Origin of the sequence: Pseudomonas sp. HMWF006, from assembly GCF_003061205.1 — a bacterium.
GTDB classification, from domain to species: Bacteria; Pseudomonadota; Gammaproteobacteria; order Pseudomonadales; family Pseudomonadaceae; genus Aquipseudomonas; species Aquipseudomonas monsensis.
The window spans coordinates 878-13,433 of the sequence record NZ_QAIU01000509.1 but is presented as its reverse complement, the minus strand read 5'-3'; the positions used below and the strand labels follow the sequence as shown (position 1 = coordinate 13,433).

9 protein-coding genes are annotated in these 12,556 nt (G+C 61.0%); 4 read left to right on the top strand and 5 right to left on the bottom strand.

The features are described 5' to 3' along the window. The 3 genes from DBR24_RS22755 to argE form a co-directional block, all read right to left on the bottom strand. Positions 1-1,209 (bottom strand): OprD family outer membrane porin (locus DBR24_RS22755; protein WP_256591747.1); only part of this gene is annotated, 1,209 nt, incomplete at its 3' end. 607 nt (positions 1,210-1,816) lie between these two features. Next, positions 1,817-3,115 (bottom strand): amino-acid N-acetyltransferase, encoded by a 1,299-nt coding sequence (argA, locus tag DBR24_RS22745; RefSeq protein ID WP_123469685.1) that lies wholly within the window; start codon positions 3,113-3,115, stop codon positions 1,817-1,819. Positions 3,116-3,383: 268 nt separating this feature from the next. Then, complete coding sequence (argE, locus tag DBR24_RS22735) at positions 3,384-4,538, bottom strand: acetylornithine deacetylase (RefSeq protein ID WP_128615870.1); 1,155 nt, start codon at positions 4,536-4,538, stop codon at positions 3,384-3,386. Positions 4,539-4,694: 156 nt separating this feature from the next. Between argE and DBR24_RS22730 the strand changes: the two genes are divergently transcribed. After that, the gene (locus DBR24_RS22730; RefSeq protein WP_128615869.1) at positions 4,695-6,065 is read left to right on the top strand and encodes an inorganic triphosphatase; all 1,371 of its coding nucleotides are present in this window, start codon (positions 4,695-4,697) and stop codon (positions 6,063-6,065) included. 123 nt (positions 6,066-6,188) lie between these two features. On the opposite strand, the gene DBR24_RS22725 is transcribed toward DBR24_RS22730, so the two are convergent. Beyond that, entirely contained in the window at positions 6,189-6,653 is a 465-nt protein-coding gene (locus DBR24_RS22725) for an Lrp/AsnC family transcriptional regulator (RefSeq protein ID WP_064589724.1), read from the bottom strand. 126 nt (positions 6,654-6,779) lie between these two features. Here DBR24_RS22725 and DBR24_RS22720 point away from each other — a divergent pair, with 126 nt between their 5' ends. From DBR24_RS22720 to DBR24_RS22710, 3 genes are all read left to right on the top strand, one after another. Next, a complete protein-coding gene (locus DBR24_RS22720; RefSeq protein WP_128615868.1) occupies positions 6,780-7,118 on the top strand; it encodes a hypothetical protein in 339 nt (112 codons plus the stop codon). A 90-nt stretch (positions 7,119-7,208) separates the two neighbouring features. Then, positions 7,209-8,993 (top strand): GspE/PulE family protein, encoded by a 1,785-nt coding sequence (locus DBR24_RS22715; protein ID WP_128615867.1) that lies wholly within the window; start codon positions 7,209-7,211, stop codon positions 8,991-8,993. 65 nt (positions 8,994-9,058) lie between these two features. After that, positions 9,059-9,379 (top strand): DUF2388 domain-containing protein, encoded by a 321-nt coding sequence (locus DBR24_RS22710; protein ID WP_171057234.1) that lies wholly within the window; start codon positions 9,059-9,061, stop codon positions 9,377-9,379. 117 nt (positions 9,380-9,496) lie between these two features. Here the strand turns inward: DBR24_RS22710 and gcvP are convergent, their stop codons facing one another. Beyond that, positions 9,497-12,370 carry an aminomethyl-transferring glycine dehydrogenase gene (gene gcvP / locus DBR24_RS22705; RefSeq protein WP_128615866.1) on the bottom strand — a complete coding sequence of 958 codons (2,874 nt, stop codon included), beginning with the start codon at positions 12,368-12,370 and terminating at the stop codon, positions 9,497-9,499. Positions 12,371-12,556: the final 186 nt, after the last annotated feature.

The following is a 12,556-nucleotide window of genomic DNA, read 5'->3' as shown; positions in this document are numbered from 1 at the left end:
CTGTTGAACGGTGTAATCAATCCGCATGTCGCGTTCCCACTCGGACATATCGCTACCGGTGCCATTCGTTGCCTTGATGTTGTCACCATGCAGGTAAGCGATCGAGGCTTTGAGACCCGGTACACCCAGACCTGCGAAGTCATAGGAGTACTGACCGAAAGTGGTGTTTTCACCCGCTCGGACGAAACCGTTAATCATGGAGTCGGTGAACAGGTAGAAACTGGCGCCGCCGGCACCTTCAGGGCGACCGTTGCCATCGACCACGTTGCCCTGGTTCAGGTAGACGAAACCACCGTCATCGTTGACGCGTTGATGGCCGAGCAAGAAGGCGTTGCCACCCAAGGTATACGTGAACATGGCGCTCCAGGTCTTGTTGTCGACCTCGCCCGGGGTCTTGGCATAACCACCGTTGTTATTGAAACGGTAGCCTGCGTCCCCGTTCTTGCCATCGGAGCTGCTGTCAAAATAGCGGATATCGGTCTTGAACGACTGATTGGTGTCGATCGGAAAGACGTGCACCAGGCCGAAGAAGTTCTGCTTGTAATAGTCCTGCAGGTTCGAGTGGTAGTACTGCAGCGTCAGGTCTTTGGTGACCTTCCAGTCAGCACCGGCATAACGGAACTGATTGCTGTCTTGGGTACCGCCGGCCACTGCCAGGCCGGTACTGTTTGACGAGGCACGGCCCACGGCATGCTCAAGCTGACCGGCGTTGAAGGTGACGTTGTCGATTTCCTTGGAGGTGATCGTGCCACCCTCGAAGGTTTGAGGCAGCAGGCGGCTATCGTTCGCGACCAGAATCGGCAAGCTCGGTTGCAGCGCGCCACCCAGGTGCGCTTCGGTCTTGGACAGACGTGCCTTGACGTTACCCGCTATGCGGCTCCAGGACTGCGTGGCCGAACCGTCGGAGTCACTTGGATTGAACGAGTTATTGTCTGGGTGATGCCCACGACCACCATCCAGGTGAATACCGCTGAGCGCCTGCACATCAAGGCCAAAACCGACCGTACCTTGAGTGAAACCGGACAGGTAATCAAACTTGAAACCCTGCGCGGCTTCTCGCTGATCTGCGCCGCCATCGCGGTTGTCGTTGTTGAAATACATGGTGCGGGAACTAAGGGAAGCCTTGCTGTCTTCGATGAAACCCGCGGCACCTGCCTGCTGCGCCAATACCCCAAAGGCCACAGCCACGGCCAAGGTGGACTTATTCATTGTTAAGCTCCTCTCGTTTCTAATTATTGTTACCTGGCCCGAATCGATGCCCGGGTCTCGAAGGTAAGCGATTAGCGCCAGAGCGTGACCCACAAGTCAATCGTAACCTTATGTGTCTACGACCATAGTCTAATCTCCGGTTTTTTGGTCCATGCAGGTTCATGAATTCGTCATGACACTGAAAAGAATGGATACCTTCTTTTCTAATACCCTTTAGGAATTTAAACCCCGTATTTACAAGCTCTGGCGCTCCCCACGCCAACGCCCCGGTCAATTCCTGAAGAGTATTAAACCGCTCTGTTTATGGTGATTTGCACTGAAGCAATCCGGAAACAATTCCATCACTCCAACGGTCAACCCAGCGCACTATCCGGATCAATTGTTACAGTTTGTGTGTCGATGGATTTTTTTTCATGCACAGCGAGGCCGCCGTCATTGCCGCAATGAACCCAGCCTTTCAGACAATGTTTGCAGTGACGGGAATCAGAAGGAGCGTTTCAGATTGGGGGGTTATTCTGCCGATTGCCGACAGCCCATCCATTCGCACAACAGGTGCAGCGATGTGGGGAGCCTGTAGCGCGCTCCCCCACTCGCCATTTCTGATGAATCAGAGGGTCTTTTCGAAGATCTTCGAGTTGCGCTGATAGTTGTACAGCGACGCCCGCGCCGCTGGCAGGCGTTCAACGCTGCTTGGCTCAAAACCACGCTCGCGGAACCAGTGCGCGGTGCGGGTGGTGAGGACGAACAGGGTTTTCAGGCCTTGCGCCCGGGCACGGGTTTCGATGCGTTCCAGCAGCTCGTCACCGCGACCGCCATGGCGGTACTCCGGGTTCACCGCCAGGCACGCCAGCTCGCCGGCATCCGAATCGGCGATCTGATACAGCGCCGCACAAGCGATGATCATGCCTTCACGCTCGACCACGCTGAACTGCTCGATCTCACGCTCCAGCACTTCACGGGAACGGCGCACCAGAATCCCCTGCTCTTCCAGCGGACTGATCAGGTCGAGCAGGCCGCCGACGTCTTCAATCGCCGCCTCGCGCACCAGTTCGAATTGCTCTTGCGCGACCAGCGTGCCGCCACCGTCACGGGTGAACAGCTCGGTCAGCAGCGCGCCGTCTTCGGCATAGCTGACGATATGGCTGCGCGCCACCCCGCCACGGCAAGCCTCGGCGGCGGCATCCAGCAGTTCGGCCTGATAGTTGTTGCCCAGCCGCGCCAGATGCGCCGGCACCTGTTGCGGGCGCAGTTCGCGCACCAGTTTGCCGTTCTCGTCGATCAGACCGAGGTCGGCGCCGAACAGCAGCAGTTTGTCAGCGCCCAGGTCGATCGCGGCGCGGGTGGCGACGTCTTCGCAGGCCAGGTTGAAGATCTCGCCGGTCGGCGAATAGCCCAGCGGCGACAGCAGCACGATCGAGCGCTCGTCGAGCAGGCGGTTGATGCCTTTGCGGTCGACCCGGCGCACTTCACCGGTGTGGTGATAATCGACACCTTCGAGCACGCCGATCGGCCGCGCGGTCACGAGGTTGCCGCTGGCCACGCGCAAGCGCGAGCCCTGCATTGGCGAAGAAGCCATGTCCATCGACAAGCGCGCTTCGATGGCGATGCGCAACTGGCCGACCGCGTCGATCACGCACTCCAGGGTCGCCGCATCGGTGATGCGCATGCCGTGATGGTAATGCGGCGTCAGGCCACGGGCGGCGAGGCGGGTTTCAATCTGCGGGCGCGAACCGTGCACCAGCACCAGACGCACACCAAGGCTGTGCAGCAGGACAATGTCGTGGACGATGTTGCCGAAATTCGGATGCTCCACGCCGTCGCCGGGCAGCATGACGACGAAGGTGCAATCGCGGTGAGCATTGATGTAAGGGGACGCATGGCGAAGCCAGTTGACGTATTCGGGCATGAACCTGGGCCTGTAATAAATAGCAGCCGGAAAAAAGGGCGAAACGGAAAACGCACAGCGGGCTGATGGTTATCGTCGGAACAGGCTTGGCGACACGCGCGCTCTCCTCATGAATACGGGTTGGGGTGCTGGCAATTTACAGCGTTTGGTCAGGCAAAACACGGTCCCTTGTAGGAGTGAGCCTGCTCGCGATAGCGCAGTGTCAGTCAATATCTTCGGTGACTGGTTCACCGCTATCGCGAGCAGGCTCACTCCTACAAAGGGGGCATCATCGTTCGTCAGTCGTGAGGCAGTAATGTTCAATCAACTGCCGTAATACCTGCACGGTAGGCTGCAAACGTGACATTTCAAGGTACTCGCCCGGTTGATGTGCACAGGCGATGTCGCCGGGGCCGAGCACGATGGTTTCGCAGCCAAGGCGCTGAAGATAAGGCGCTTCGGTGCCGAACGCTACTGCTTCGGCACTGTGACCGGTAAGCTTTTCCGCGATGCGCACCAGTTCGGCGTCTGCAGCCTGCTCGAATGACGGCACTTCCGGGAACAACGGCTTGTAGTCGATCTTCACCTGATGCCGTTCGGCCACCGGATTGAGCTTGCGCAGAATCTCCGCACGCAGGACTTTCGGGTCCATGCCCGGCAGCGGGCGCAGGTCGAACTCCAGCGAACACTGGCCGCAGATGCGATTCGGGTTGTCGCCGCCATGAATACAGCCGAAGTTCAGCGTCGGTTGCGGCACGCTGAACTGCGGGTTGTTGAATTCACGCTGCCACAACAGACGCAGGCCACGCAGTTCGCCGATGGCATCGTGCATCGCCTCGAGGGCGCTGTGCCCCAGGCGCGGATCCGACGAATGGCCGCTCTGCCCGAGGATGTCGATGCGCTCCATCATGATGCCCTTATGCATGCGGATCGGCTTGAGCCCGGTCGGCTCGCCGATCACCGCCGCGCGCCCGATGGGATGCCCGGCCTCGGCCAGCGCACGGGCGCCGGACATCGAGCTTTCTTCATCGCAAGTGGCGAGAATCAGCAACGGTTGCCGGAACGGCTGGTCGAGCAACGGCTGCACGGCTTCGATGATCAGGGCGAAGAAGCCCTTCATGTCGCAGCTGCCCAGCCCGACCCAGCGGCCATCGACTTCGGTGAGTTTCAACGGATCGGTCTGCCACAGCGCATCGTCATACGGCACCGTATCGCTGTGCCCGGCCAGCACCAGTCCGCCCGGGCCGCTGCCGAAACTGGCGAGCAGATTGAATTTTCCGGGGCTGACCTGCTGGATATCGCAACTGAACCCCAGCTCGCCCAGCCATCCGGCGAGCAAATCGATCACCGCCCGGTTGGACTGGTCCAGGTTCGGTTGGGTACAGCTGACCGACGGCGCGGCAATCAGCGCGGCGAACTGGTCTTTCATGGACGGCAAAGGCATCGCTGACTCCAACTCCCGAATTGAAGTCCATCATAGAGCCATCCGGCGCCAGGAATAAACCGCCGCAGGGCGTAGGAAGTTTGAGTCCTGTACACTGCACGACCTTGGCAGCCACACATTCCCCCGGCTGCGCTCCCGATCCTGGATTTTCCGGCCATGCAGAAAGAAACCGAAATCAAACTCCGCGTCAGCCGCGAAACCCTCGCCGCTCTGCGCGAGCACCCGCTACTGAAAAAACGCAACAAAAATGGCTGGGAACGCCGTGAGTTGATGAACCAGTACTTCGACACCCCCGAGCGCGACCTGGCCCAGGCCAAAGTCGCCCTGCGCCTGCGCAAGGACGGTGACGAAGTGATTCAGACCCTCAAGACGCGCGGCCAGAGCATCGCCGGTCTGTCCGAGCGTAACGAGTACGACTGGAAGTTGCCCAAAGCCAAGCTCGATGTGAAAAAGCTCGACGGCGAATGCTGGCCCGAGTCGCTGGCCGAGCTGGACAAGAAAACCCTGAAACCGATCTTCACCACCGATTTCGTCCGCGAGCGCGCGGAAATCGCCTGGGGCCGCGGCAAGGCCAAAGTGGTCATCGAGGCCGCGCTGGACCTCGGTCATGTGGTGGTCGGCAAACAGAAAGAAGAAATCTGCGAGCTGGAACTGGAACTGCGCGAAGGCGAGCCTGCCGCGCTGCTGGAACTGGCCGCCGAACTGGCCGAAACCCTGGCCCTGATGCCGTGCGACATCAGCAAGGCCGAACGCGGCTACCGCCTGTACGACGCCAACAGCTACTCGCTGAGCCTGCCGGCGCCGCAACTGACCCCGGAAACCCAACTCGACGATGCCTTCGCCGCACTTTGCTGGCATCTGCTTGGCAGCAGTCAGCGTCTGGCTGAACAGTATCGTTTCAACGGCCACTGGCGCCTGCTGCAGGACTGGGTCGAAAACCTCGCGGAAATGCGTGCCCTGCTCAGCAGCCTCGGCCAGGCTGCGCCGCGACCGTCGACGCACGACCTGCGCGTGGCGCTGGATGCGTTGCTCGAAGACTGGCGCCCGCTGGTTCAGGTCGGTATCGAAGACGAAGACGTGCGCAAAGCGGCGCCGGAACAATTCCTCGAAGAGCTGGAAGACCCACGCTGGGGCCTGTTCTCGCTGACCACCTCGCGCTGGCTGCTGGCCCGCACCTGGACCGCCGAGCGCAACGTTCGTGGCAACCGCCAGGGTGGCGCTCAGTTGCACAGCTGGCTGCCGCGCCTGTTGGGCGAAGAAGCCACGGCCCTGCAACTGCAGCGCTATCAGCAACAGCCGGAAGATCTGGCCGAGCAACTGCCGCGCATCGAGCGCATCCAGGTCTGGCTGCACCACGCGCGTAACGTGCTGGAGATCCCGGAAATGGATCGCCTGTACGGCGAGTTGAACAAACTGGCGCAACTGGCCAACGAGCCGACAATCACTGACGAACTGCTCGATGCGCGCAAGCAGCAGGCGATTGCGGTTTACCAGAATCGTGCCTGGAAAATGCTGCTGCGCATGTAAGTCCGCCATCGCTGGCAAGCCAGCTCCCACAGGTCTTGTGTTGAAACGCTATCTGCATTTCAACACTGAACCTTGTGGGAGCTGGCTTGCCAGCGATGAGGCCAGCCAAACAACCGCTCAATCTCAAACCGGCAAGCTGGTCGTGGACTTGATCTCCGACAACGCCACAATCGAGTTCACTTCCTGAATCCCCGGCACCAGCGACAGCTTCTCGAAAAAGAATCGCTCATACGCTTCGATATCCGCCGCAACAATGCGCAATAGAAAGTCCACCGCGCCCATCAGCACATAACACTCCAGCACTTCCGGAAAACCGCGAATCGCCTCGGTAAACTCGGTGAAGTTGGAACGCCCATGCGCGTTGAGTTTGATCTCGGCGAAAATCTGCGTGTTCAGCCCGATCTTCTTGCGGTCGAGCAAGGTCACCTGGCCACGAATGATCCCCTCCTCCTTCATCCGTTGAATCCTTCGCCAGCATGGCGACTGCGACAGCCCCACCTGCTCGGCGATCTGCGCGCTGGACAGCGAAGCGTCCTCTTGCAGCAACGCGAGTATCTTGCGGTCGTAGGCGTCCAGCTCGCTGTGCATAGAAAAACCTCAAATATAAGAATTTGCGAATTGATCAGGTCGATCAATCGTCAATAACACCGATCTTAGCCAAGAAATGCCCGGCGCCGAATGTAAAAATTCCTCCACTGATTCTGGAGCCCCGCCATGCCGCACCTCGAAGCCGTCAACAGCCTCCCCACCCGTGCCGACGTCTGGCATGTCAACAACCCCCACTGCCTGGCGCACTACCAACTGCTTGCCGAAGCCGAGCCGGATCTGTTGGTGCGTGTGCTGAACCTGTTCGCGCTGCAGTTCCTCACCCCCGAACAGGTCAACGTGCAGCGGCTCGACGATCTGCTGTCGATCGACATCGTCATGGGTGGCCTGAGCTGGCATCGCGCCCAGGTGATCGGGGAAAAACTTCGTAACCTGATCAGCGTGTACTCGGTGAATCTGCAAAACACCGACGGGGCGTGGGATGCGCCCGCACAGGCGGCTGGCTGACAAATCCGGCAACTGCTTGGTCAGGTAGTGGCCCAACGGTCTGTGGGGCCACGGCTATCCTTTGCGAACTGACGTTCAAAAGGAGCCCGCATGTCCGTTCAACTCGCCACTCAGGACCGCTGGCTGGAACTCAACGATGTCTTGCGTGAACTGGTCGCCCAAGGGTTTATCAGCCAGGACTCGGCGGAGCAGGCGCTGAACGCGCGCCGTCGCCACGCCGCTCAGGGTCAGATGCATCCACTGGAGTTCATTGCCAGCCAGCAACTGGACGACCTCAGCCGTCCGGGCAAACACCTGGACCTGGAAAGCCTGACCCTGTGGCTGGCGCAACAGGCCGGCCAGCCGTACTTGCGCATTGATCCGCTGAAAATCAACGTCGCCGCCATCACCCCGCTGATGTCCTACGCGTTCGCCCAGCGGCACAGGATCCTCGCCGTGGCGGTCGATCGCGATTCGGTGACCGTGGCCAGCGCCCAGCCCTACGTGAATGGCTGGGAAGCTGACCTGACTCACGTTCTGAAGCTGCCGATCAAACGGGTGGTGGCCAACCCGGCGGACATCCAGCGCTTCAGCGTCGAGTTTTTCCGCCTGGCCAAATCGGTCAGCGGTGCCAGCAATGCCGATCAGCAAGGCGGCAACCTCGGCAACTTCGAACAACTGCTCAACCTCGGCGCCAGCGATCAGGAGCCGGACGCCAACGATGCGCACATCGTCAATATCGTCGACTGGCTGTTCCAGTACGCCTTCCAGCAGCGCGCCAGCGATATCCACATCGAACCGCGCCGCGAACAGGGCACGGTGCGTTTTCGCATCGACGGTGTCCTGCACAACGTCTATCAATTCCCGCCGCAGGTGACCATGGCCATCGTCAGCCGCCTGAAAAGCCTCGGGCGGATGAACGTCGCCGAGAAGCGCAAACCCCAGGACGGCCGGGTCAAGACCAAGACCCCGGACGGCGGCGAGGTCGAGCTGCGCCTGTCGACCCTGCCCACCGCGTTCGGCGAAAAAATGGTCATGCGTATTTTTGACCCGGAGGTGCTGCTCAAGGACTTTGATCAGCTTGGCTTTTCCGCCGACGACCTGCGCCGCTGGCAAGACATGACCCGCCAGCCCAACGGCATCATTCTGGTCACCGGACCGACCGGTTCGGGCAAGACCACCACGCTCTACACCACCCTGAAAAAACTGGCGACGCCGGAGGTCAACCTGTGCACCATCGAAGACCCGATCGAGATGGTCGAGCCGGCGTTCAACCAGATGCAGGTGCAGCACAACATCGACCTGAGCTTTGCCGCCGGGGTGCGTGCGCTGATGCGGCAGGACCCGGACATCATCATGATTGGCGAGATCCGCGATCTGGAAACCGCCGAAATGGCCATTCAGGCCGCACTGACCGGGCATCTGGTGCTGTCGACCCTGCACACCAACGACGCGCCCAGCGCCATCAGTCGCCTGCTGGAACTCGGCGTGCCGCACTACCTGATCAAAGCCACGGTGCTCGGGGTCATGGCGCAGCGTCTGGTGCGCACCTTGTGCCCACACTGCAAGGCGCCACTGACACTCGCCGAGGAAGACTGGCAAACCCTGACTCGGCCCTGGCAAGCGCCGCTGCCGGCTAATGCGCAGTGCGCCATCGGTTGCCTGGAATGCCGCGACACCGGTTATCACGGCCGCGCCGGGGTCTACGAGATCATGCAATTGAGCGACAGCCTCAAAGCCTTCATCACCCCGGACACCGACCTCACCGCGATTCGTCGCCAGGCCTTCAAGGAAGGCATGCGCAGCTTGCGGTTGTCCGGCGCGCAGAAAGTCGCGGCCGGCCTGACGACCATCGAGGAAGTGCTGCGGGTGACCCCCCAGAGCGAGCAGAAATAACCCGCCACGGAACCGGATCGGGGAACAACGATCCAACGCCGTAGTTAACCCCCAGGAGTCACCTAATCATGCGTCTCAAACTTGCTGTTGCCACGCTGGCCTTGCTGTCCCTTCCCGTTGGTTCGGCCATGGCGGACAGCTTTTGGCGTAACGTCATCTCGTCCGGTGCCACCACCGGCTCGACCTACCTGACCTTCAAGGATCACAAGCTGATCATCGCCGCGCAGGACGATGCCGGCAGTTTCGTCGCCAGCGATGGCGGTATCCGCGGGCCGTACCTGGAAGCCGCGATGCAGAAAGTCCGCGCCGACAACCCGGGCCTGCAGGCCACGGACATGGAACTGGCAAACGCGATTCTGGCGAAGAATGCGGTAGCGTCCGAGTAAGCCTGGCACCGATAGAAATGCCGCTCGATTGAGCGGCATTTTTTTGCCTGTAATTCCCTGTTCACCACACAACCTCTGCAGGAGTGAGCCTGCAATGAAGCGGGGGGCACAGGGAGATCAGCGGTAATCGTTCACCGGAACACAGGCGCAAAACAGATTGCGATCGCCATAAACGTTGTCCACCCGGTTCACCGCCGGCCAGTATTTATGCGCCTTGGTGTGCGCATCGGGGGTGATGCCCTGTTCGAGGCTGTAAGGCCGCTCCCACACCCCGGTGACATCCGCCAGAGTATGCGGCGCGCGCTTGAGCGGGTTGTCTTCCGCCGGCCAGTTGCCGTTCTGCACTTCGGTGATTTCCGCGCGAATACTCAGCATCGCGCCGATAAAGCGGTCCAGCTCCGCTTTCGATTCGCTCTCGGTCGGCTCGACCATCAACGTCCCCGGCACCGGAAACGACATGGTTGGCGCGTGGAAGCCGTAGTCCATCAAGCGCTTGGCAACGTCTTCTTCGCTGATCCCGGTCTGCGCCTTCAACGGCCGCAAATCGAGAATGCATTCATGGGCCACGCGGCCGTTGCGCCCGGTGTAGAGCACCGGGAAGGCGCCAGATAAATGTTGCGCCAGGTAGTTCGCCGCCAGAATCGCCACTTCGCTGGCATCCGCCAATTGCGGCCCCATCATCGCGATGTACATCCAGCTGATCGGCAGAATGCTCGCACTGCCCCACGGTGCTGCGCTGACCGCGCCGTTCTGCGCCAGCGGCCCGTCGATGGGCACCACCGGGTGATTGGCGACGAACGGTGCCAGATGCGCACGGATGCCGATCGGCCCCATGCCCGGTCCGCCGCCACCGTGGGGAATGCAGAACGTCTTGTGCAGGTTCATGTGCGACACATCGGCGCCGATGTCCGCCGGTCGCGTCAACCCGACCTGTGCATTGAGGTTGGCCCCGTCCATGTACACCTGACCGCCGTGCCTGTGGATAACGTCACAGATCTCGCTGATGCCCTCTTCGTACACTCCATGGGTCGATGGATAGGTCGCCATCAGGCACGACAACTTGTCCCCGGCCTCCGCCGCTTTCGCCTTCAAATCCTCGAGATCGACGTTGCCCGCCTCGTCGCACTCGACGATCACCACGCGCATCCCGGCCATCTGCGCCGAAGCCGGATTGGTGCCGTGAGCCGACGACGGAATCAGGCAGATATCCCGCGCGCCCTGCTGCCGGCTCTCGTGATATTTGCGAATCGCCAGCAGCCCGGCGTACTCGCCCTGAGCCCCGGAGTTGGGCTGCATGCAGATCGCCTCGAACCCGGTGATCGCGCACAACCAGCGCTCCAGTTCTTCGATCATCAAGGTGTAACCGACCGCCTGCTCCCGCGGCGCGAACGGGTGCAGGTTGGCAAATTGCGGCCAGGTAATCGGGATCATCTCGCTGGTGGCGTTGAGTTTCATGGTGCAGGAGCCCAGCGGGATCATTGACTGGTTGAGCGCCAGATCCTTGTTCTCCAGTTGTTTGAGGTAGCGCAGCATCTCGGTTTCGCTGTGATGAGCATTGAACACCGGATGGCGCAGGTAAGGCGTCTTGCGCTGGAGGGTGTCGGGGATGCCAGACACCAGGGTTTCTGCGTCCAGTTGCTCGACGTTCAGCCCATGATCAGCACCCAGCAGTACATCGAACAGCCTGGCCACTGTGCTTTCATCGCTGGTTTCATCGAGGCTCAGCCCCACTCGACCGCGCCCGAGAATCCGCAGGTTGATCTGCGCTGCCCTGGCGCTGTCGATGATCGCGCTCTGCGCGCCGCCGACGTCGAGGGTGAGGGTGTCGAAAAACTGCCCGTTGACCCGTTGCATCCCGTGGCGCTCAAGGCCCGCCGCCAGAATGCAGGTCAGCCGATGCACGCGCTGGGCGATGCGTTTCAAGCCTTGCGGCCCGTGATACACCGCGTAGCAACCGGCGATATTGGCCAGCAGTACCTGCGCGGTGCAGATGTTCGAGTTGGCCTTCTCGCGACGAATGTGTTGCTCACGGGTTTGCAGGGCCATGCGCAACGCCACATTGCCTCGAGCGTCTTTCGACACGCCGATGATCCGCCCCGGAATCGCCCGTTTGTATTCATCGCGGCTGGCGAAAAACGCCGCGTGCGGGCCGCCGTATCCCATGGGCACGCCAAAGCGCTGGGACGAGCCGAACACCACATCCGCGCCCAGCTCACCCGGCGGCGTCAGCAACAACAGGCTCAACAGATCCGTCGCAACGCAGGCCAGCGCCTGCTGCGCGTGCAACTGATCAATGACCGGGCGCAGATCGCGAATCTCGCCATGGGTGTCGGGATACTGCAGCAACGCACCGAACACCTGGTGCTGCTTCAAGTTATCCACAGCGTCGATGATCAGCTCGAAGCCGAAACCTTCGGCGCGGGTCTGCACCACGGAAATGGTCTGCGGATGACAGTTCTCGTCGACGAAAAACAGATTGCTCTTCGACTTCGCCACGCGTTTGGCCAAAGCCATGGCTTCCGCAGCGGCAGTGGCTTCGTCGAGTAACGAAGCGTTGGCCAGTTCGAGGCCGGTGAGGTCGATGGTCAGTTGCTGGAAATTCAGCAACGCTTCGAGACGGCCTTGGGCGATCTCCGGTTGATACGGGGTGTACGCGGTGTACCAGCCGGGATTTTCCAGCACGTTGCGCAGAATGACGGTCGGCGTCAGCGTGCCGTGGTAACCCATGCCGATCAGGCTGGTCCACACCTGGTTCTGCTCGGCATAACCGCGCAACTTGGCGAGCGCCGCCTGTTCGTCGAGGGCTGGCGGCAAATCCAGCGCCCGATTCAGACGAATGCCCGGCGGCACCGTCTGCTCGATCAGTTCGGCCCGGCTGCCGAGGCCGAGGCTATCGAGCATCGCCTGCTGTTCGGCGGCGTCGGGCCCCAAATGGCGGCGCAGGAAGGCTTCGGGGTCGCGTAACTGGCTCAAGGATGGCAACTGGGACATGACGGGCTCTCTCTTGGCTGGCGCTCGGCGTCAATGCAACACGGTCAAACCAGCATAGCAGCCGATACCGCCGCGCACGGCTTGGCGGCAGAGGGGTTCCGGGGCATGCTGTAGCGCCTGCATCAGGCGTTCAACTTTCGGATGATCCAATCCCCATGAGCCAACTGCCGTTCCTGCCGTTTTCCA